Genomic DNA, 21353 nt, shown 5'->3' with positions numbered 1-21353 from the left:
TTACTCTGTGCTCTCTGTGTTTAAGAAGATAGTCGCAATTCGCTCGGCGGCTTGCCCGTCCCACAAGGGTGGAATCTGCCCGGGTTTTACTTGCCCTGACAGTATTTTGTCTACAGCTCGTAGTAACGTTACAGGATTCAGATCGCTTATGAGCTGGTTTGTACCCAGTGTAATGGTCACCGGCCGTTCGGTTGTATCGCGGAAGGTTAGGCAGGGCACTTGCAGGTACGTGGTTTCCTCCTGAATTCCGCCCGAGTCGGTAATCACCAAGGCCGCATGCTCCAGTAGGTTCAGGCATTCGAGGTATCCCTGAGGCTCCAGCAACTGCACGTTTGGCATTGCCATCAATTGGTCGAGGAGATCAACCCGAACGAGGCTAGCCCGAGTACGTGGGTGTAGCAGAAACACGACCGTTTTTCGCTGGGCCATATCCTGAACAATTTGAATGATATTCGCTAAACCTTCCAGATGATCCACATTCGCCGGGCGGTGCATCGTTATTAGGGCGTAACTCCCAGCGGCTAACCCCAGCTTTCCAGGCACATTCAATGCCGTCGCCTGGGGTTGGTAGTACATCAACGAATCAATCATAACGTTGCCAACAAAGCGGATCTTTTCATTAGCAATGCCTTCTCGCCGTAGGTTGTCGATACCGGCCTGTTCTGTTACAAACAACAGGTTGGCAAGGTGATCGGTAACAATACGGTTCGTCTCTTCGGGCATCTGACGGTCGCCTGAACGCAATCCGGCTTCGACGTGGGCAAGGGGAATCCCCATTTTGTTGGCGACCAGGGCACAGGCAAGCGTACTCGTAACGTCGCCAACGACCAGCACCCAATCAGGGCGCTCAGCAGTCAAAACCTGTTCAAATCGGAGCATGATATCAGCGATTTGCGCGGTTTGTGTACCACTCCTGATACCCAAGTAATAATCCGGCGGGGGTAAATCGAGTTGGTTAAAAAACACGTCGCTCATACAAGCATCGTAGTGCTGCCCCGTATGAACAATCTTGGACTCAATGGGTGGACAGGCCAAAAACGCACGGTGCAACGGGGCCACTTTCATAAAGTTGGGCCGGGCACCAACAACACTAATAATCTTCATTTTGAACGGTGGGCACTACTTATTTCCGGCGAGTAAATGACAGGCTTCACTCGGCCAGATGCAGGTTACGGTATTAGCGCTTTAACTTACGATAGACTCCAACAAACAAGCTGTTGACGTAATAATCGGGCAATACATTTTTTAAGGACTTCGACAGCGGATCGCCACTTGAAAAGTACACTACACCCAGCGTCTCAAACCCTAGCTTATGCAGTTGCTGGCTCAGTAACGTTTCGGAAGAGACGTTACGAATGTGAGCGAAGTAGCGGGGGTAGCCAGTTAGCTGGAAAGCTAATCGCTCAATTCGTCGGTAAATGCTTCGCTTGTTAGGCATCGATACCATCACCAAGCCTCCTGGCTTTAGCAGGGACTGTGCTTGCTGTAACATAGCGCTCATATCATTCAGGTATTCCAGTACGCTCGATGCAATGATAACGTCTTGTTTCTGATAGCTGTCAGCATTATCCAAGGGTAGCAACTGCTTCACAAATTGCGCCGTTGGAACCGTTTTTGCCTGATTACAGAGATTAATCATTGCTTCCGAGCCGTCGATTCCCGTTACGATGCATCCTTTGCCAGCGAGGTAATTACTGAACACGCCCGATCCACACCCCATATCCATAACTCGATTCGTGGGCGCAACGTATCGCTCGAAAAGCCTCGTCCATACCTCAAACCGCTCCTGAAACGCCTTCGACACCTCGTATCGGTTGTGAAAGTCTGTGGCGATGGCGTTATGAAATTCTATCGCGTTCATGCGTAGGTGTGAGAGGAAACAGGAGTCGATACATTATTAAGCAATGACTCAATGGCATTCAGCCCCATTTGGGTAACCGTCGTCCAGTCCGGCATTTTAGCGGATTGTAATCGCCCTTTTTTCAGCTTTGCCAGTAGTTGCTCATTGTCTTTAAATCCAGCGTCGATAGTTGATAGAATATCCTCAGCCGAAAGCGGGTTAAAATAATAAGCGCAGTCACCACATACCTCTTCAGCAAAGTCCCGGCGCGAGGTGAAAATGGGCACGCCAAAGTGCATAGCGTCAACATAGGTACCGCTGAACGACTCAAGCAAGGTTGGCAACACTAGCCCATCAACTTGGGTATACAGCGCGGCTATACTGGTTGTCGGTACATTCCCAATCGTATAGATCACACTGTCTAGCCTTTCTTTCTGGATTCGCCTGAGCAGCCAGCGGGCTTTGTAGTGCTGTTCCGACTCAATTGTCAGCAATATTCGATATGGCATTTCCCGATGGGCAATCTGTTGCGCCACATCGACCAGCACCTCAATGTTTTTATGCGAATAATAGCGGGATAGGCACAACAGATAACGTATGCCGGGCTCCTTACTTCTCGGAAGTTTGTACGCTGTCTGGTGGCTGAGCTGGGTATAGGCATTCGGTAATAGTTCAACGGCAGGCAAGCTCGGGTAGACATGCCTGATTCGCGAACGCATAGTCTCAGTCTGAACCAGCAGCACATCTACGTATTTCAGGCGCATACCGAAGACCGCATTACGTACCGAGACATTCACGGCTTCGAGCCAGTCAAGGCGGTCTGTGACATCCCGTTGGTTAGGATAAGCCGGGTGCGGATATTGTGTTAGAAGGACCTGCGGCAGCGCGGTTGGCGTGGCAAAGTTGCCCATGGTAAAAACCGCGTCAGGTCGAATTTTCTTAAGTAAGTCGGGTATCCAGACGTAATCGATGTAGACTCGAGAAACCCAGACGTTAGGTCCGTCGGGTAACCAGACAAACTGCATGTTCGCGGATGCGAGTGGTTCATAGCCGCAGTTAGAAGGTGCCGCTACGTAAACCTCCAGGTCACCAGGTTGGTAATCGGTTAGACGTTCAAGAAAGTTCAACGTAACGTTCAGCCCTCCCGCCGACGACAGGTTGATGGCATTAATGAACAGCTTCATGTAGCGATAGGTTGGCGGTGGATTGAACTTCGGTGATGGTACGTAAGCGATTCCTGAGCAGCCATATCGGAATGAACAGGTAAACCAGATGATCAATAAACTGCGGGAAGTAGCCGCGGGTAATTAGCTGGAAAAGGGCTAGCGAAAGAGCGATCTGCTTCATGAGGCCGAGTGGAGTGGCCGACGGATTATGTCGGACGAAGTAGTTAATCCACAACCCCATCGCAAAGGGTAAACTAATGAAGCCAAGCCAGCCAAATCCCGCGTAGAAAGCTCCATAATGCAGGTTAGCCTCACCAATGCGGACCCAATGCCGCGGCAGCTCCAGCGACCGATCCAGTACGTCAATATATGGAGATGGGTACGGTTTTTCGCCACCGTCAAACAGTTGCTTCGGTATAACCCGAATGAGTACGTACCCGAACATAGAAACGCCATAATCATGAGCGGTCTCCGGGTTTTCGTCGTAGTAGCGTAGCAAGTTGAAGTCAGCCAGCGAACCGCGCGTTTGATCGAGAAACATACTGTAGTCGTAGTCAGCCGGGTTCACTGTCAGGCGGTCATAGGCTCCGGTAATAAAAAACCATCGATTGTAGGTAATTGTGAAGAGCACGTAGAGAAAGGCGATACCCATTGCTGCCCAGCGCCACACGTTGATTTTCAAGCCATCGCGCGTCAGATAGACGATCAAGAGGCCTAGCAGGGTTAAAATGATGCGATACCGAAAACCTAACAAGGCAAACAAAATAAACGCAGGTACAAGCAGTAGGCCCAACGTCAAACGCTTGCCGTCCAGGTAGGCATACAATACCAGTACAGTTATAATTGAGTCGGCAAAAGCGCGTAGATAATACGTATTGGTAACGCTTTGCGACGACATCAGGCTTTCTACCGACGCGCCGAGCAGTATATCCAGCACGTTGATACCACTCACAGCTATATCGCCAACGACAATAGCCATAAAAACGACATATAAGCGAACCACCAACCGGCGTAGGCAGGCTGCTGCATCAGCATCGGGTTCAATTCTGCTTGGCTCAGCGGGTATTTCACTGCGAGCAAATCCGGCAACGAAACAGATATTGGCTACCATGTAGGCCAGCATTCCCTCTTCATAGTACTCCAGGATGCTCTTCCCGACGAATTGAAACGCACCAATGTCACCCGTTACGGTTTCGCGGCAGATTAGGTAAAAAGCCATGGGAGTGACCAGACAATAGATCAGCAATAACGCCAGACAAAACACGAAGGGAATTACCTGCCGCATACCCACCCGACGAGCGTACTGAAGGCCCCACAACAATGTCAGCAAGTTCATAGTTGCGTACATCCAGATCATAGGCCTAAGTCGTTTAGAACTATCTCGTAGACCACTCGGGCGTACTGTTCGGAGCTGGTTTGCTGGCTCAACTGTTGATTGAAGGTAGCCTGCTGCTGACGTAGCGTTGGCTCATTCACTAGCTGCCGAATGGCATTGCGAAACCCATCAACATCGTCCGGAGGGCAGGTGAATCCATTAACACCGGGCTGAACCCACTGGCGGGTGGCCCCTACTGTTTCGCTGCTAATGATTGGTAAACCGGCGGCTATGGCTTCGTTGATAACCACGCCCCAACCGTCATAGCGGGATGCGAACACAAACGTATCGGCCCGGCGAAAATGATTGATCAGCTCCTCACCTTCTTTAAAACCGACTAACTCGATACGGTTGTCGTTACCAATCAGACGCTGCAATTCGGTACGTTCAATGCCTTCACCCACGATCTGCAACCGCAGGTGTTCATACCCTTGGCCAGTGAGCCCTTTAACCGCCCGAATGACCGTATCCATGCCTTTGCGGGGAATTAACGAACCCGCCGACAACAAAGTGAATGTGTCGGTTAACGACCGTTTAGTGGCATAACGAGATGTGTTGATGTTATAGGGCACAACCGTCATGGTCGCTTTAAGACCAAAAGTGCGGTAGGTGTCGGCAGCCTCCTGACCGACGGCAAATATGCGGCTGCATGAAATACGTAACGGCCATAGTAGAAACCGCTTCAGGACGGCCTTCCACCCTGTCGGTTCACCGGCTAAGCGCTCACCAAAGAAGGCAACTTCTTTACCCCGCCAACGTGCTACGAGCATGGCTACGATGGTATTGAGCATCCAGTAAGCGCCACTCACAATGACGTAATCAGCATTATCATTGAGGGCGACCCTTAGAATAGATCGGCTAAAGTGGTAACCATTTATCCAGCGTTGTAGCCAACGTGCCAGCTGGCTATCTTGTAGCCAGATGATAGTATAAGGTCGTGGCTCATCGGTAAGGCTCCAGAGACGATTGCGCTCGGTTTTCGCGTAGTAAATGACCGTCAGCGCGAAGTGCGCCGACAAGGCCGTGAAGAAATCGTTCTGATTCGGCGTTGGGATATTGGTGTAGAAACTAAGCTTTGGCCGGGTCATGACTCGCACGTTAATTGGTTTGCCATTTCCTCACGATATACCGAGACAATACCCGCCCGAAACCGCTCCCAGGTAAACAAACGAGCTTGTCGTGCCGCGGCCTGCCCCATCTCGAACCACTCATCCGGTCGGCACATGGCGGCTTCTAATTGCTCAGCAATACGTTGCGGATTACGAATGGGCACAATAGCTCCATGAACTCCATCATCTAGTACGTCGGGGGCACCTGTGTTAGCCGTTGTAATAATGGGTAGTCCAGCCGCCATCGCTTCCAGGATTACATGGCCAAACCCTTCGGCTAATGAGGGCAACACAAACACGTGACTCTGGTGCAATTCGCGTAGCAGTTGATCAGCCGATACCGCCCAGTGCAGCCGGATAGTCAGATCGCGGTACGCTTTTAGGATGTTTTTGTCAACGTAACCGCGTCCGCATAACACGACTTCCACTTTTTTGAATTGGAGTTGTCGAACCGCTTCGAGCAGATCAGCCAGTCCTTTCCGCTGGTTCATGCGACCCACGAAAATGACACGGAAGGCATCTGACGTTGGCGGCTGCAAACGAGCGGGAAACCGTGTCGAATCAACGCCATACGGTACTACCCGAATACGCGTAGCTGGAATACCTTGTTGAAGCAGCGTCTCCTGCGTAAACCGGCTGGCCGTTACACAGAGCGTAGCCATGGACGGCTCCACGGCAAGTGACTCCAACTGAGCAGGACGCAGGCGAAACTCATCTTCGTCGCGAATGGATTGTGCCGCAAACGGTACCCGTTCCATCTCTTCTTCCAGCAGTTGCCGAATGTTGTAAGGGTGTGGATGCAGTTGAAACAAGATTCGCTGGACAGGACTCTTGTCGAAAATGGCTTGCTGGAAAGCCGAGTGGGCGTAGTAGCTATACAGAAATAGATTAGCTTGAGCTTTAACGGCTACATTATAAGCCGCCCGGCTGATGGCCTGATCGACATGATGTAAATCGGTTTTTCGATCAATTCGGGCGGCAACCATTAAGCTCAAAGCTCTTGCCGAAATCGTCACCGACGAGAGCGATAAACCCGCACAATATCGTTTGCTAGCTATATCCGGCGCTATCCGATGCAACCAATCGGGTGTGTAGGCTTCCGTAACCAACTGTTCCAACAACCCTGCTTGCCGTAAGGCTAGACTAAGTTGATATTGGTCGCGGGCACCTACGTGCGCCGTTACGCATTTGGTTGTCGGGGGCATGGTGTCTGTTGTCTTCTGATGATCGTGAACAGTTATAGCCGCCAGTAATCAATTCCTGCTTCTGCATCAACTTGAAACAGCCCCTTTATATCAAGCAAAATGGGCGCGCCGTTCATAAGCGATTTAAAATAAGGTATATCGAGTATTTTGTATTCATCGTGGCCTACGGCTACAATTACAGCATCGTACTGGCTGGATGGTCGATCCATTAACGTCATATGGTATTCCTGCGCTACTTCGTTTGGCGACGCGTGCGGATCGACCAGATGCACGTTAATGGCGTATTTCATCAGCTCACGCACGAGGTCAGCTACCTTCGAGTTTCGAATGTCGGATACGTTCTCTTTGAAGGTCAGGCCCATCACCAGCACCTTCGTCTGGCGCAGATCCTTGTCTTTCTGCAATAGTTTCTGTACGAGCTTAGTAGCCACAAAAGCAGGCATCCCATCGTTGATACGCCGACCGGAGTTGATCACTTGCGGGTCGTAACCGAGCTGACGCGATTTATAGAGCAGGTAATACGGGTCAATACCGATGCAATGTCCCCCAACCAGACCGGGCGTAAAAGGCAGAAAATTCCATTTTGTCGATGCGGCTTTGATTACCTCCTGCGTATCTACGCCCATCTTATCAAAGATGATGGCCAGCTCGTTCATGAGCGAGATGTTCAGGTCGCGCTGAATATTTTCAATGACTTTGGCGGCTTCGGCTACTTTAATGGTCGGCGCTACGTAAACCCCAGCCGTAATGATGCTGCCATACACCTCCGCAATGGTCTGAGCGGCCTCCGCATCGTTACCAGCAACAACCTTCCGAATTGAAGACAACGGTCGAGATTTGTCGCCGGGATTAATCCGTTCGGGCGAATAGCCAAGCTTAAAATCTACGCCAAGCTTCAGGTTAGCATGTTCTTCCAGCAGTGGTAAGCAATCGTCCTCCGTACAGCCGGGATAGACCGTGGATTCATATACTACGTAATCGTCGGGTTTCAGCGCCCGCCCAATCGCTTCCGAAGCCCGTAGCAGTGGCTTTAAATCGGGGACCTTGTAGTCGTCAATGGGCGTCGGAACGGCGACTACGAAAAAATGGGCCTGTTGAAGATCGTCGGGGTTGGCCGTAAAGGTTATGTCAGCATCTTGAAAAGCCTCGGTCGGCATTTCGCGTGACGGGTCTTCTGCCCGCTGCAGCATGGCGATACGTTCAGCGTTGATGTCGAATCCTACCACACGAAATCGGGTAGCAAACGCCAGCGCAATAGGCAGTCCAACATAGCCTAAGCCGATGACCGCAATTTGCTTTTCTTTAGTTAGTAAGGCGTCGAACAAGGTGGATATCGGTTAAAGCGTATCGATCAAACTGCAACAGGCTCCTGATGCTCTTGCAGGAACGCTACGATTTTAGTTGGCAAGTCGGCTTGTTGAATCAGTAAATAGATCAACCCCACCAGGAATCCAGCCAGGGCGAACAACAAAATCAGTATCGTGCGTTTGGGCGATACTCGTTTTAAGGGCACTTGCGCCGGTTCGAGCACCTTGAACACCGGCGTTCGCTCCTGCACGTTCAACTTCGCCTGCTCATACTGTTTCGATAACTCAGTGTACACCGACTGAGCAATGGTCAACTCAGCCTCCATGCGTTGTTTGTCCATCGTGGCAGCCTGCACGACAAAATACTTGTGTTGGTCGTTGTAATGAAATACGTTGAATTGCGCTGTCTGGTACCGCTGCCGCGCTTCGCCAAACCGCTGGGTGTAAAATCGCAAATCCTGGCGTGCCTTCTCGGTACGGTAACTCGTTACGTATTCGGTAAGGTAGTTCATAGCCAGTTGTGCTACCGTCGCGGCTACGTGCGCATCGGGCATTTTAGCCGTTATGGTAATGATGCCCGACCGCGTGTCTAACTTCGCACTAACCCGCTGGCCAATATCCTCAACCAAATCTTTCTGCCGCGCTGTAAGCTGCACCGGGCCAGCCGCTTGTTTACTTGTGTTTTTTGCTTCACTCCTGCCTCCCTCATCAGTCAGCAATACCCGTTTCAAAGCAAATCTATCTGCCCGCAACAAAAACTCGCTTAAGGGCAGCTTCTCCCCTTTTTTTGTCGATACAGATTGGCTAAGTAGATGCAGGATGAACGGCGTACTCTGCAATACGTTTGGGTACAGGTCCGGGCGCACAGCGTCGATGCTCTCGGCGTCTGTAAAATTCATACCCGCTAATCCCGCTACCGAGGCTAACTGTTTGACCATATCGCCCGATCCATTGTTCATCTCAGGCATAATTTTGGCCTCAGAAACAAATTCCGACGGCGTCAACAAGGCCACAACGATGCCAATCCCCACAAAAACGGCGACGAACAACAGCAACCGCCTTCGACCCTGCCAGGCCGTTCGCAGTACACCTTCGGCAGACAAGTTGAGCCAGGATGTTCGAGTTGTTCTTGACGTAGACGGTGCTATCATATAAGTCGTTAGTTGATGAATAACCGTAAAGCTGTTAACACCACCGCAGCCCCCGACGCTACTACACTCAGCACCGCAACGCGCTCCGTCGACGAGAGCCGGGATTGTTCCTTGATGGGTTGCGCCGGAATAACGATCTCCATTCCGGGTTCGGGTTTGGGATAGGTTTTCAACCCCAGAAACGAATGCGTTGCCTTGATTTTACCATTAGCGGCAACAGCATAGACCTTATACTTTACCGCTTTTTGCGTGAAACCACCTGCTTCACTTATGTAGTCGCGGAATGACTTGGCCGGATCGAACTCCACCGTTGCGGGATTAAGCACTTCGCCACGCACTCTAACCAATTCGGCCCGACGCGGAATGGTCAAGACGTCGCCGTCTTCCAGCAGCAAGTTACCTGCTGCAGCCGGGTCGTTCATAATTTTCTTAATGGAAACCGAAACCACCTCGCCCTTGCGAGTAAAGCGAGCGGCAGGCAGGTAGGCGTCAGGCATTAACCCACCGGCTCGGACAATCAAGTCGGTAATGCGGTCACTTTTGGTACGAATGGCGTACGGGCCGGGATAGGGCACCTCGCCAGCTATTGTAGCCGCTTTCTGAACTTCATACCGGGGCGATTCGCGCACAAACACTTCATCGAACGGCTGGAGCGTCAGTTGTGCATCGGTTGAATTCAGCCGCAGGTTGTTATCGATTGAAAACGTAATTAACCGTACGTTCTGGCCAGTGCGCAATCCAGCGGTATCCTGTTTCACCCGACGGGCAATCTCCATCCGCGACGCAATGGCCGCGTCCGAAAAGCCACCCGCCAACACGACAAGATTAGCTACGGTCATGCTGTCCGCAAAATCGAACGTACCAGCTTGATTAACGGCTCCCCGTATCGACACGGTTCGTTTCTGGCGTAGTTCGCTTACGGTGCTGATCTGTACAACATCATCGCGCTGCAACGTAACGTCGGGGGTTTCGTTACGGAACAGTTTGCCCAGATCTACCGAAATCAGTTCAGGATCAAGGTTCTCCCGCAGTCGACGGATGGTGGCTCGATTCAGAAACGCATCTTCGCGGAGCCCTTCAGCGCTTTTTATGAGTTGACGAATGGTCAAGTTTTTCTGTAAGGCGTAATCACCCGGCCTAAAAACGGCTCCGTTAATACTTACCTTGTTATCAAGCCGATCAAGGACAGCTCCGATGTTGTACCGATCACCCGCTTTTGGTAAAAAATTACTAATCTCCGCATTAGCTATGGTAATTAATTGCTGCTCAGTAGATGTATTCCGACGTAGCTGGATAGATGCCGTATAAGCCCGGTCAGCAAACCCACCGGCAAAGGTAATGACATGCCTGAGCGTTTCACCCTTGCGGACTTCATAGAGGCCCGGTTGTCTCACTTGGCCCGCCAATTCAACGCGTGTATCGTAATGATCCACGAAAATAATATCCTGATCCTGCAAGCGAATGTTATCCTTTTGATCGGCCCGAAGGAGAAAATCATACATATCGAGCGTTCGAACGAGCCGATTGGCCCGATACACCCGAATATCACGAAACGAGCCCCGGTCGGGCGAAGGGCCGCCAGCCGCATAAAGCGCGTTAAAGACCGACGCCAGCGAAGAAAGAGTGTAAGTACCCGGTCGAACGACCTGCCCTAGTAACGTCACTTTGATACTCCGAACACTGCCCAGGGTTAGCTGCGCATGTACACCACTGCCGGTAGTACCGATGCCCTGATAAAGTAGGCGGAGCCGTGCGGTAATACGCTGTTCAGCCTGTTCAATGCTAAGCCCATTGACGTAAATGGGGCTTAAATTCTCAATGCGGATACTGCCTTCGGGACTTACTTTCGGGCGATACGTTTGCTGGGCGTTACCAAAGATATCGATGATGAGTTCGTCTTCCGGGCCAATTATATAATGGCGAGGAGTCGGAATGCGTAAGTTCGGCTCAAACGTCAGGTTGGCGTTCGTAAACAGCGATGCGCCAAAAACAGCTCGTTCCTGCGTATTATGACTAGCTGTAGCTGGGGATGAATGAGGTGGAACGGGTGTGGCAGGTTGCTCTCGAACTCTATCAACTTCAGTGGGCTGTAATTGAGTGGGTTTTGTGGTTGATGTTGCTAGCTGGCCAATTCGCTTGCGCATACTGGCAATATCTGTTGTTGTAAAGCCTCGGGTTCTGGCCAGTTCTTCAATCTGGGCTTCGGTCATACCGCTGGCCTGCGCCTGCTGAACAAACTGTTGCACCTGCTGCTCAGTAAGGTTTTCTACCTTCTGCGCTAAAGCTGGCTGGCACCACAGGCAGCCCATAAAAAGTAGCAGCCTGCCAAATTGCTGAATCTGGCAGGCCCGACTTAACGTTAAAAACACAATAGGTTAAGAATAAGTTACGGGGGCATCGCATTAAGTATAATGCGAGTTACAAATATAGGATTACCCGAAATAGTGTCTATATAAAAGACATTAAATTTTAGTAAAAATACTTAAGCATTGATGCAAGTATTTTTATCAACCTAACGCTAGCTATACTGATTATAGCCGTTGCATAAGCCTGACCACCATTTCATTCTTCCAGGAAACAAAATCACCGGCTTCGATATGGGCTCGCGCCTGACGAACCAGCCACAGATAAAACGTCAGGTTGTGTAGACTCGCGATTTGAGCCGCTAATATTTCTTCGGCTTTAAACAGATGTCGCAAGTAAGCTTTTGAGTAAAACGTACTGGCGTACCCACCCAAAGTGGCATCAATTGGGCTGAAGTCGCGGCTCCATTTTTCGTTCTTCAGGTTCATAATCCCCTGTGTCGTGAACAGAATCCCGTGGCGGGCGTTCCGCGTCGGCATTACGCAGTCAAACATGTCTACTCCCCGCGCAATCCCTTCCAGAATATTCGCCGGCGTACCTACACCCATCAGATAACGAGGCTTATCGGCAGGTAGAATCTCATTGACCAGCTCAATTGTCTTGTACATCTCTTCGGCGGGCTCACCCACGGCTAAGCCCCCAATGGCGTTCCCTTCCCGTTCTTTCGAGACAATAAACTCGGCCGATTGCCGACGAAGATCCGGATATGTACTTCCCTGCACAATTGGGAAAAGGGTTTGCTTGTAGCCATACTTCCCTTCCGTACCGTCGAAACGGGCAATGCAACGGTCGAGCCAGCGGTGCGTCATTTCCATAGATTGGCGAGCGTAGCCGTATTCACAGGGATAGGGCGTACATTCATCGAACGCCATAATGATGTCAGCGCCAATGGTCCGTTGAATGTCCATGACGCCCTCCGGGGTAAACATGTGTTTGGAGCCGTCGATGTGCGACTTGAACGTAACGCCCTCCTCCTTAATCTTACGCGTATCGGACAGCGAATACACCTGATAACCACCCGAGTCGGTCAAAATAGGTCGTTGCCAGCCATTGAAGCCGTGCAATCCGCCCGCTTGGCTGAGCACATCGAGACCAGGGCGCAGGTATAAATGGTATGTATTTCCCAGGATGATTTCGGCGTTGATGTCCGTTTCAAGTTCCCGCTGATGGACGGCCTTAACGGTACCTGCCGTTCCGACAGGCATAAAGATGGGCGTTTGTATAATCCCATGATCAGTCGTTAGCGTGCCGGTTCTGGCTTTCGACTGCGGATCATGGGCAGTAATAGAAAATGTCATACTTCTTCTAACGCGGCTTAACTTTCTCAAAGTTCAAACCAGCCACGCAGGTTTGCTAAACTTAATCGGGCAACAAGGATTATCTTTGCCACTCATTTAAAAATCAACCCGTAACGAGCCAACCTCTCCTTTCTTTGTGATCACCGCTTTACTGATAGCCTGGCTATGTATGGTCAGTGTACAGCTCATTTATGTTCTTTTTGTTTTCTCCAGAACCGCCTTCTATCGGCAACCCAACCCACCTGATTCGGTCCTGAACGCGGCTTCATCAGGAGTGACAGTCATTGTGTGCGCCCGTAACGAATTAGCTAATCTGACGGAGTTATTGCCGCTGCTTAATAGTCAGAACTATCCAACCTTTGAGGTGTTAGTTATGGACGACCGATCGACAGATGGCACTGATCGGTACCTGGAACACGAGATTGGCGACCTGAGCCAGGTTCGATTCATCCGCATTGATAAGGAACACGAGCACGTAACCTCTAAGAAATATGCCCTGACGATTGCGCTCAAAAAAGCCCTCTACCCTACCGTGTTGTTGACCGACGCCGATTGTCGACCAGCTTCCGCTGACTGGCTCACCACGATGGTTGCTCCCTTGGGAAATAACAAAAAGGAAATTGTGCTGGGTTTTTCGCCTTACGAGTCACAGCCGGGTTTGCTCAATTTGCTGATCCGGGCCGAAACATTGTTTACGGCTGTGCAGTATTTCTCTCTGGCGTTAGCCGGTAGACCGTACATGGGCGTCGGGCGAAATCTGGCGTATCGAAAACATCTTTTCTTTGCCAACCGTGGCTTCTACACACACATGAACGTACTGGGTGGCGACGACGATCTGTTTATCAACGAAGTGGCTACCCGGCGCAACACGGCGATCTGCCTTGACCCAGCTACGTTCACCTGGTCGAAGCCGAAAGAAACCTGGTCGGAATGGCGACGCCAAAAACGACGTCATTTAAGCGTCGGTAAACATTATAAACGAGGTAACAAGATACGGCTTGGTCTGCTAAGCGGTTCGCACGTGTTGACATGGTTGTTAGCCCTGGTAGTAGGTTTGGTTATCATCACCAAAGCGCTTTTACATGATCCACTTATGACGGACGAATGGCTACTTTTGCTGATTGCCACCGCCCTGTTCGCCTTCCGGTTACTGCTCTTTTGGGGTATCGTCGGGCGCATCAGCTACCGGCTTGCTCATACGATCCATTGGGCAACCATTCCATTTATTGACCTGATGCTGGCTACGTACTACGGGCTGGCAGGCTTGAAAACGCTGGCAACCCGACGTAACAAAGGATATCACTGGCGGTAGTGTAGCCGGGCCAGGCTGGCGTACCAGCGGCCACGTATCTATTTCGAATACCTCAAACGCCCGGACGTAGCCGTCCAGGCTACGTTATTATGAATGTCGAACTTATTCTAAAATACTTTCCAGATCTGACCGCCGAACAGCAGGAACGCTTTTCGGCCTTGGATGGCTTGTACCGCGACTGGAACGCTAAAATCAATGTTATCTCCCGGCAGGATATTGATGCCCTTTACGAAAAACATATCTTACATTCGTTAGGAATCGCCAAGATTGTGCAGTTCAAGCCGGGCACTGAAATTCTGGACGTAGGAACGGGCGGGGGCTTTCCTGGAATTCCATTGGCCATTATGTTTCCGATGGTCGACTTTCATCTGGTCGACAGTATTGGCAAGAAGATCAAGGTGGTGCAGGAGGTCGCAACGGCTCTGGGTCTGACCAATATAAAGGCCGAGCAGATCCGGGTTGAGCAATTAAAAACAACCTACGATTTTGTCATCAGCCGAGCCGTAACGCGTTTAAGCCCGTTTTTGGGCTGGGTCCGCTATAAGATCCACAAAAACGGCAACAACGACATACGCAATGGTGTTCTGTATCTCAAAGGCGGAGATTTGACGGAGGAACTGGCCGAAGTACCGGATCGATACCGAATCTATGACCTTTCCGATTATTTCGAAGAACCGTTTTTTGAAACCAAGAAGGTGATTTACATACCGAAAAAATAGGCGTTCAGTATACGGTTTACAAGTTTACGGCTTAACGACGGGCCGCTGAACATTGTAAACCGTATACCGTAAACCAACACGACAACTCTACATATAATGGCAAACGAGCGTTTTTCTTCCAGCAGCTTTAAAGACCCTATCCGGCAGGACGTAATTGAGTTCAACGACAAAGGCGTGACGTTCCGCGAGAAGAAGTTGATCGGCGGTACCGACAATTTCGTGTTCTACTCTGACATCTCAGGCGTTGAGATCGATAATGGACTATTTTTCTCGACGATACGCATCATCCCACGGGCCCGTCCGGAGATTGTTCTCAAGAATTTCACGAAAGGCGACGCCCGGCGGGTGAAGGAATTAATTCTAAACAACGTACCGAACAACCGCCCCGATGCCTTCGGTGGCCCAACCGGCGGCTTCTCAGGCCGTTAGTGGCTGAGGGCATTTTTTGCCCATATTTTTTTGGCTATACACTTGCGCAATTAGGTCACAGGTGCTACTTTTGCACCATGATTCCCGAATAGCTCAGTCGGTTAGAGCATCTGACTGTTAATCAGAGGGTCGCTGGTTCGAGCCCAGCTTCGGGAGCATTGAAAATCAAGCACTTACATACATTTTGTAAGTGCTTTTTTTTTGCACTTGCAATACAAGTTGCAATACATAAAGCGCGATTGTTAATAAACTCGACAAAACTTTCTGTAAAATGGACAATCTAAAAAAAGGTGATGTTTTAATTCGCCTTAGCGATAATTCAGAATGGGAGTTTTCAGAATATGCCCGTGGGTTAGTGACCACTCGCGCTGATAATCAGGAATTTAAAGGCAGATCAGGAATTATAAAATCTACAGTAATGGTAAGACCATTAGATCAAACAGGTAATAAACTTAGCAGCAAAAGTTTCAGAGGAATGCAAGCAAGCGAATTTAAAAAAGCTGATCTTGAATGATTTTTGTGATATAGTCTGGTTGATTGGCGCGTATTTGACTTATAAGCCGGTTAGCTAGCCATTAGTGCAGGGCTATGTTGACAACAGTTAGGGGAGTATCTTATCCAACCATTTTTTAAATATTATTACGAAATAATTGATCATTTGATACATAATTGCCTATTGTGTTGAAAATTACTGACCCAACTTATAGCTTACCCGTTGTTCATGCGCTCCAATACAAAGATGCGTTCGAGTCAGGAACAACGAATCCCATGTTAGTTCTTGGTGTTGACGAACGCAGCGGCCAGCGGGGAGATTACGTTGTTAAATGGTCACGGGGGCAGCGGATGACGACTGACTCTTGTTGCCGGGAATTACTGGGGGCTTGGATCGGCCAACAGTTAAACTTGCATGTTGCTGAACCTACCGTCGTTTCTATTTCACCGGAATTTGTTGAAACGCTCATCGGGGGACGTGGCTATCGTAACGCAGCGAGCAGCATCGGCTTAAACTTTGGTTCTACCTATGTACCAGGTTATATAGAGTTTGTCCGTAATCAGCGGCTAACGGATGGGCAACTAACTCAGGCGCAGGCTATTTTCGCACTGGATTTATTTCTCAACAATCCCGATCGTAGGGTAAACAATCCAAACCTATTAACCAAGGGTGACGACATCTTGCTGTTCGACCATGAACTAGCTTTTGCGTTTACGATGGACTTGCCATTTTTGCGGAATAAAACGCCGTGGGTGTTCCGTGACCAGGATAGAGAATGGGTTGAAAATCATTACTTTTATGCGTATCTTAGGCACAAACAAATTGATTTTTCGGCCTTTATCGAACGGCTGGCTTTAGTAGATGCGCAGTTCTGGAGACGCGCTAAACAATTACTACCTGTTGAATGGTTAAGTGAGCAGGTAAACGATATACAAGATTACTTGGCGGCTATCGTTACTCATCGTACTGAATTTTCAAATCAATTAACGCAGGTCTTACTCCAATGATGAAACCCTATCAATACCAGGTTCTTCGCTATACGCATGACCGGGGCACGGGCGAGTTCGTCAACGTGGGGGTAGTACTTTACGCGGCCGAAGACCGTTTTCTGAAAGCACTCGTAACAAATCGTTACGCACGCATATCTAACTTCTTCCCCCCAGCCAGTGGATTGACTCTGGTTCAGACACTACGACAGTTTAGGCGCGAAACGGAGCGCATTGCTCAGCAGTACGACGAGTTATTCCCGATGCCACCCAGCTTAGAGGCAATCACTAGTAGTATTTTACCTAAAGACGACAGTGCTTTGTGGTTAACGCCGATGGCGCGGGGTATCGATGTTGATCCGCAGATTGCCCTTGAGGATTTATATAACAGGCTGGTTGAGAAGTACGTGCCGGTAGACGAGACCACTTCACAAACCGACGAGGAAGCGTGGCGGCAAGTTTATAAAACATATTTTGACAAATACGGTATTACGAATCGCTTAGTCGAGCACGAGGTACAGACGCGCACCGATGCGTTTAAATTTGACAAAGCCTGGAAGAACAAAGTATGGCACTGTTACCAGCCGCTGTCACTCAACTTGTCTGATTGGAGTTCTGTTAAGTCAAAGGTTTATCGCTGGTCAGGTATATTACCAGAACTCGCCACCGCTGAGGAGGTGATCCATCTAACGTTTCTGTTGACGGGTTCAAGCGCATTTTCTGACGAAAACGGGTTCGTTGAAAGCAAGCTGACTTACGAATCAGAGAGTCTCCGGGTTGAGGTAGTAACGGAAGACAAAGCAGAAGCGGTTGCTCGCGAGGTAAAACAGGCACTAAAAATGCATGATGATGGATTAGAGCATTAGTTACTTCAACTTAATAATCACGAATTGAAGTGAAACGAAGCTGTCTGATACCTACTGGACAGCTTCGTTTTTTTAATGACACCTTTCTCTCAGCCTGTGTTTCCATACGGTGTGAACTAGATAGAAGCACAGAAGCGAGTGGTTGAGGAGTAAATTAGTATTGAAAGATTTATCTTAAGGCATAAGTTATTGACAATGATTGTATCCCTGTGAAAGATTCTAGTTAATTAGAACTTTTCTAATTAACCTTGATTGGCTAAATCGACATAAAACCACAATATTTATGATATATATTATATACAACTAACACAAATGACAGCAGTAATAGGCATATTAAACAAAACCGCAGTAGCAATTGCTGCTGACAGTGCAGTAACAGTTAGTAGTACAGGAGACAGCAGGCGAAAAGTTTATAACACAGCAAATAAGATATTCAAGCTATCCAAGCATCATCCTATTGGTATCGTTATTTACAACTCAGCGAGTTTTATCAAAACTCCTTGGGAAACAATTGTAAAAATGTATAGGAACCATATCACAAACAAGGCATTCGACTCTGTTGGTGAATACCGTGAATCATTGATAACGTATGTTAAGAGCCAAAACGCATTCTACTCTAACTTTGCCCAGAGATCGTGCATACGTCAGTTGGTGAGCAAACTAGTAAAAGATGTATTAGACGATACAGATGATAAATTACCTGCCGATATTGATACATTATCAGAAGCTGATCAGATTAAAGCCTTATTAGTATCCATAAAAGAAGTAGTAACCCAAAATATTGATATTTGCCGAAAGCACCCATCTACTACTGGAGAGTTTGACGATTTTACGCTATATGAACTTAAAACGCTGATTAATTGCGAAGTCGAGAAATGGATTGACTCAGAATTTGCTGATTTTTCCGACTCTTCACTTAACGATTTGTTCTTGGAATATTTATATGAGTACTTAAAAAGCGATTTACTATTTGGGTCGAATTACTCTGGTTTAGTTTTCACTGGGTTTGGGGAAAAGGATATATACCCTCAATGTGTGGCAGTTGAGGTTGCTGAAATAGTTAACGGAAGGCTTCGTTACTCATTAAAAGTAAAAGCCGAAATATCTGACGAAAAAACTTCTGCCATCCTTCCGTTTGCTCAACGAGACGTAATAGACACAGTTATTTATGGGGTTGCACCAGATTTGAAACGAGTTTATACTGGAACTTTTCTTGACCTACTTAAAAAGTACAATGATTCATTGATTGAAGTATTTGAACAAGCGGGCTTAAAACCTATTGCGGACATTATTCGCGGGGCCGATACTTTGCAGTATGCCAATAGATTTAACGAAATAATAAGAGATTACCAGCTTAAAGAGTACGAGATACCAACAAGATTCACTACAGCGTTACTGTCCAAGGAGGACCTTGCAGAAATGGCAGAAAGTCTGATATATCTCACATATTTAAAAAGAAGATTTACCTCACAAGAAGAAAGTGTTGGAGGCCCTGTAGATGTGGCTGTTATCTCTAAAGGTGATGGCTTTGTTTGGATCAAAAGAAAGTATTACTTTAAACCCGAATTAAACCCTCACTTCTTTCATACCTACTTTAGCGAATCAGAATAAGACTTTAAATTGCAAACCCTTTCAATCATAATCATGTTTATAATCTACAACCATCCTACTTCGTAAATTATGGACCTATTCGTAGTGGACACAGAAAAGCCCGAGAGAGGTAAGGCCCAAGAAGTTTTGGATCTTTATCGGCGCTCTAAGCATGATAGCTCAGAGATTCAGCAAGGAATGGACCCTAGTGAGGTCGCGGATATTGTATCCGATGCAATGATTGACATACTTCGCCGAGACTTACGCATGGACGAATGGCCAGCTATTATAGGTCATTATCAACATGCATAAGCGTAATTAGGGAATAATAATACGTCAAGCAAGAGCCTAGTCCAGACTAGGCTCTTTTTGTTGATAGCTAGTTCAATCGGATGGAAGCTATATTACATCAATGCCAATAAGGTGTATGTACCCAATCGGACCAAGCCGTATTGAGAATAAAAACACGAAGCAAATAAAAGCTATGATTTAATAAAACAGAACGCCCAACCTTAACGGAAGGGCGTTTGTGTTACTGGTGAGCTGGTCAGGTGCTCAGTTGCTGGCAGTCGCTGACACTGGCTGTTCTTCCCCTTGCGGTTCTCTATATAGGGCTAATGACTCCTTCAGCACGTCAATGTGCTTACGTAACGTATCGCAAGTGCATTCCCTACTATCCAATAACCGTTGCAGATGCTGTTTAACTGCCTGTTCCTGCTCCAGCTCTGACTTTAGCCTTTGATTTTCGTGTTGTAGGTTATACATATCTATCCCAGATGATAGTACGTTTTCGTTGGGACGGTCAACAATATCGTGAGCCCACTCGAACCTGTTTATAAAATACTGTAACCGTGTCATTCGCCAGGAGACAGATGCTCCGTATTCTTTTGTGGTTTTACGGTGGGTATTGATTATCCACTCGTAAAATATGTCACCAAGCATTTCATTCCATTCGGCTGCTGATCCTTCGTCAAAGAAATTATAGACTTCGCGGTTTACTCTCTGTAGGTCCTCTATGTAAGTTACGACCGGGCTGATTAATTGTTGTTTGGTTTCCATGTGTGAAATGATTAATAATTATGGGGATTAAATACTGAATTGTTGAACAATGATAGACAAAAGAACAATCATCGATACTAGGAATAGTTAAAATATATTTTAAGGTATATTATTGTATATCAGATGGTTATGTATTTTCACATAAAATAAATACCAAAAACATTGTATCTTCTGCTTAGTCTGGATTGAGCAGCTACCTCCGTTGTACCCCGTCTGCCGTCGGCATGGTGTACACCGTTTCATCCTAGGTAAAAAACCACTACCCGAAAGACAGCTAATGAATGGCGTTTACAATTCACCAAAGGCCAGGGGTAGAGGTAGGGGGAGGATGGCAGAAAACCGGCGCGAGCATGGAGGGGCGGACGGGGATAACCCCAGCTCCGTGTATGTAACCAAAACCGCCAGTATCGACAATGCAAATCCTTTTGTCTCCGAACCCTATGAAGGGGGGGGGTATACCATAGGGGGTGTTTTATACCGGGGTAGGTAAAGCACTGGTAACCGGGTAGATGCGTATATACAGGTACGCCCCCGGCTCTCCGTCAGCGTAGTTAGCCACGGGGTAGAAAACGGCTTACTGGTAGGGGTGTGATTACCTCAAAATTATCTGTGTAAAGCGTTGTTATATATATAATAAAATTATGTATATTAGCCTATCATTCAATTCACTTTAACCCACCAGCTACAAATGACAGCCGTAAGAGAATCCCGCAGGTACAATTCTAACCCGTATGTGACAGCAAAACAGGCGCATAGCCCTACGGTGTTTGGACCAGACGAATACTTGCTAAACCTCATGTGTTCGCTCCCTCCCGCTAGCCTTCGGATACTGATGATTATGGGCGCACGTATCAACCCGGCAACGGGCAAGGCCGAAGTAACCAACAAGGAGCTGCGTGACCTGTTAGGCGGTATACCGGCCAACATCAGCCGATCAAAAACCAGGTTGTTAAGCGCTAATCTCATCGCCAAGGCTGACCGACTCAATACGTATTTCGTTAATCCCAAAGTGTTCAGACCTATCAGTGTAATGCTCTAGTACTCTGACTATTCCTATCCCTTTTCAACCTATCCAACCCACCAC

Annotated in this window: 19 protein-coding genes and 1 tRNA gene; 9 read left to right on the top strand and 11 right to left on the bottom strand. The window is 48.3% G+C overall.

The features are described 5' to 3' along the window. The 10 genes from wecB to tgt form a co-directional block, all read right to left on the bottom strand. Nucleotides 1-1104, bottom strand: a complete 1104-nt coding sequence (gene wecB / locus ACFSUS_RS22765) for a non-hydrolyzing UDP-N-acetylglucosamine 2-epimerase (RefSeq protein WP_381526164.1) — start codon at nt 1102-1104, stop codon at nt 1-3. A gap of 73 nt (nt 1105-1177) precedes the next feature. After that, nucleotides 1178-1861 carry a class I SAM-dependent methyltransferase gene (locus tag ACFSUS_RS22760; RefSeq protein ID WP_381526162.1) on the bottom strand — a complete coding sequence of 228 codons (684 nt, stop codon included), beginning with the start codon at nt 1859-1861 and terminating at the stop codon, nt 1178-1180. Then, complete coding sequence (locus ACFSUS_RS22755; protein WP_381526160.1) at nt 1858-3024, bottom strand: glycosyltransferase; 1167 nt, start codon at nt 3022-3024, stop codon at nt 1858-1860. Before ACFSUS_RS22755 ends, ACFSUS_RS22760 begins: the two co-directional genes overlap by 4 nt. Next, entirely contained in the window at nt 3008-4363 is a 1356-nt protein-coding gene (locus tag ACFSUS_RS22750; protein WP_381526158.1) for a hypothetical protein, read from the bottom strand. Before ACFSUS_RS22750 ends, ACFSUS_RS22755 begins: the two co-directional genes overlap by 17 nt. Further along, nucleotides 4360-5469, bottom strand: coding sequence for a glycosyltransferase family 4 protein (locus ACFSUS_RS22745; protein ID WP_381526156.1), 1110 nt, complete (start codon nt 5467-5469; stop codon nt 4360-4362). Before ACFSUS_RS22745 ends, ACFSUS_RS22750 begins: the two co-directional genes overlap by 4 nt. Beyond that, entirely contained in the window at nt 5466-6695 is a 1230-nt protein-coding gene (locus tag ACFSUS_RS22740) for a glycosyltransferase family 4 protein (protein ID WP_381526154.1), read from the bottom strand. The genes ACFSUS_RS22745 and ACFSUS_RS22740 overlap by 4 nt, the downstream gene beginning before the upstream one ends. Before the next feature lie 32 nt (nt 6696-6727). Continuing rightward, a complete protein-coding gene (locus ACFSUS_RS22735; protein ID WP_381526151.1) occupies nt 6728-8020 on the bottom strand; it encodes a nucleotide sugar dehydrogenase in 1293 nt (430 codons plus the stop codon). Nucleotides 8021-8046: 26 nt separating this feature from the next. Then, nucleotides 8047-9153 (bottom strand): GNVR domain-containing protein, encoded by a 1107-nt coding sequence (locus ACFSUS_RS22730; RefSeq protein ID WP_381526149.1) that lies wholly within the window; start codon nt 9151-9153, stop codon nt 8047-8049. A gap of 8 nt (nt 9154-9161) precedes the next feature. Beyond that, nucleotides 9162-11522 carry an SLBB domain-containing protein gene (locus tag ACFSUS_RS22725; RefSeq protein ID WP_381526147.1) on the bottom strand — a complete coding sequence of 787 codons (2361 nt, stop codon included), beginning with the start codon at nt 11520-11522 and terminating at the stop codon, nt 9162-9164. A 162-nt stretch (nt 11523-11684) separates the two neighbouring features. Continuing rightward, nucleotides 11685-12815 carry a tRNA guanosine(34) transglycosylase Tgt gene (tgt, locus tag ACFSUS_RS22720; RefSeq protein ID WP_381526145.1) on the bottom strand — a complete coding sequence of 377 codons (1131 nt, stop codon included), beginning with the start codon at nt 12813-12815 and terminating at the stop codon, nt 11685-11687. 136 nt (nt 12816-12951) lie between these two features. On the opposite strand from tgt, the gene ACFSUS_RS22715 reads away from it, so the two are divergent. The 8 genes from ACFSUS_RS22715 to ACFSUS_RS22680 all read left to right on the top strand — a co-directional run bounded on the left by ACFSUS_RS22715 (nt 12952) and on the right by ACFSUS_RS22680 (nt 19231). Continuing rightward, entirely contained in the window at nt 12952-14127 is a 1176-nt protein-coding gene (locus ACFSUS_RS22715; protein WP_381526143.1) for a glycosyltransferase, read from the top strand. 89 nt (nt 14128-14216) lie between these two features. After that, nucleotides 14217-14846 (top strand): 16S rRNA (guanine(527)-N(7))-methyltransferase RsmG, encoded by a 630-nt coding sequence (gene rsmG / locus ACFSUS_RS22710; RefSeq protein ID WP_381526141.1) that lies wholly within the window; start codon nt 14217-14219, stop codon nt 14844-14846. 96 nt (nt 14847-14942) lie between these two features. Further along, a complete protein-coding gene (locus tag ACFSUS_RS22705; RefSeq protein ID WP_381526139.1) occupies nt 14943-15275 on the top strand; it encodes a hypothetical protein in 333 nt (110 codons plus the stop codon). Between the two features lie 82 nt (nt 15276-15357). Beyond that, nucleotides 15358-15431, top strand: a tRNA-Asn gene (locus ACFSUS_RS22700). Nucleotides 15432-15546: 115 nt separating this feature from the next. Beyond that, complete coding sequence (locus ACFSUS_RS22695; RefSeq protein WP_381526138.1) at nt 15547-15789, top strand: hypothetical protein; 243 nt, start codon at nt 15547-15549, stop codon at nt 15787-15789. Between the two features lie 167 nt (nt 15790-15956). Beyond that, complete coding sequence (locus ACFSUS_RS22690; RefSeq protein WP_381526137.1) at nt 15957-16775, top strand: HipA family kinase; 819 nt, start codon at nt 15957-15959, stop codon at nt 16773-16775. Then, a complete protein-coding gene (locus tag ACFSUS_RS22685) occupies nt 16772-17620 on the top strand; it encodes a DUF3037 domain-containing protein (RefSeq protein ID WP_381526135.1) in 849 nt (282 codons plus the stop codon). The genes ACFSUS_RS22690 and ACFSUS_RS22685 overlap by 4 nt, the downstream gene beginning before the upstream one ends. A 312-nt stretch (nt 17621-17932) precedes the next feature. After that, complete coding sequence (locus ACFSUS_RS22680; RefSeq protein ID WP_381526133.1) at nt 17933-19231, top strand: hypothetical protein; 1299 nt, start codon at nt 17933-17935, stop codon at nt 19229-19231. A 534-nt stretch (nt 19232-19765) separates the two neighbouring features. Here the strand turns inward: ACFSUS_RS22680 and ACFSUS_RS22675 are convergent. Continuing rightward, nucleotides 19766-20269: a hypothetical protein gene (locus ACFSUS_RS22675; RefSeq protein ID WP_381526131.1), complete on the bottom strand. Its 504-nt coding sequence runs from the start codon at nt 20267-20269 to the stop codon at nt 19766-19768. A 733-nt stretch (nt 20270-21002) separates the two neighbouring features. Here ACFSUS_RS22675 and ACFSUS_RS22670 point away from each other — a divergent pair. After that, entirely contained in the window at nt 21003-21308 is a 306-nt protein-coding gene (locus ACFSUS_RS22670) for a hypothetical protein (RefSeq protein ID WP_381526129.1), read from the top strand. Nucleotides 21309-21353 lie beyond the last annotated feature (45 nt).

Source organism: Spirosoma soli (assembly GCF_042684525.1).
Taxonomy (GTDB): Bacteria; Bacteroidota; Bacteroidia; order Cytophagales; family Spirosomataceae; genus Spirosoma; species Spirosoma soli.
The sequence above is the reverse complement of the archived record's forward strand: the minus strand, read 5'-3'. Positions and strand labels throughout refer to the sequence as shown.

Excerpts from the sequence above, each read along its gene's own strand:
- ACFSUS_RS22695 (WP_381526138.1), top strand. The coding sequence starts at position 15,547 with ATGGACAATCTAAAAAAAGGTGATGTTTTAATTCGCCTTAGCGATAAT.
- tgt (WP_381526145.1), bottom strand. The coding sequence starts at position 12,815 with ATGACATTTTCTATTACTGCCCATGATCCGCAGTCGAAAGCCAGAACC.
- ACFSUS_RS22680 (WP_381526133.1), top strand. The coding sequence starts at position 17,933 with ATGACAGCAGTAATAGGCATATTAAACAAAACCGCAGTAGCAATTGCT.
- ACFSUS_RS22750 (WP_381526158.1), bottom strand. The coding sequence starts at position 4,363 with ATGATCTGGATGTACGCAACTATGAACTTGCTGACATTGTTGTGGGGC.
- ACFSUS_RS22705 (WP_381526139.1), top strand. The coding sequence starts at position 14,943 with ATGGCAAACGAGCGTTTTTCTTCCAGCAGCTTTAAAGACCCTATCCGG.
- ACFSUS_RS22730 (WP_381526149.1), bottom strand. The coding sequence starts at position 9,153 with ATGATAGCACCGTCTACGTCAAGAACAACTCGAACATCCTGGCTCAAC.
- ACFSUS_RS22675 (WP_381526131.1), bottom strand. The coding sequence starts at position 20,269 with ATGGAAACCAAACAACAATTAATCAGCCCGGTCGTAACTTACATAGAG.
- wecB (WP_381526164.1), bottom strand. The coding sequence starts at position 1,104 with ATGAAGATTATTAGTGTTGTTGGTGCCCGGCCCAACTTTATGAAAGTG.
- ACFSUS_RS22685 (WP_381526135.1), top strand. The coding sequence starts at position 16,772 with ATGATGAAACCCTATCAATACCAGGTTCTTCGCTATACGCATGACCGG.
- ACFSUS_RS22740 (WP_381526154.1), bottom strand. The coding sequence starts at position 6,695 with ATGCCCCCGACAACCAAATGCGTAACGGCGCACGTAGGTGCCCGCGAC.
- rsmG (WP_381526141.1), top strand. The coding sequence starts at position 14,217 with ATGAATGTCGAACTTATTCTAAAATACTTTCCAGATCTGACCGCCGAA.
- ACFSUS_RS22760 (WP_381526162.1), bottom strand. The coding sequence starts at position 1,861 with ATGAACGCGATAGAATTTCATAACGCCATCGCCACAGACTTTCACAAC.
- ACFSUS_RS22755 (WP_381526160.1), bottom strand. The coding sequence starts at position 3,024 with ATGAAGCTGTTCATTAATGCCATCAACCTGTCGTCGGCGGGAGGGCTG.
- ACFSUS_RS22745 (WP_381526156.1), bottom strand. The coding sequence starts at position 5,469 with ATGACCCGGCCAAAGCTTAGTTTCTACACCAATATCCCAACGCCGAAT.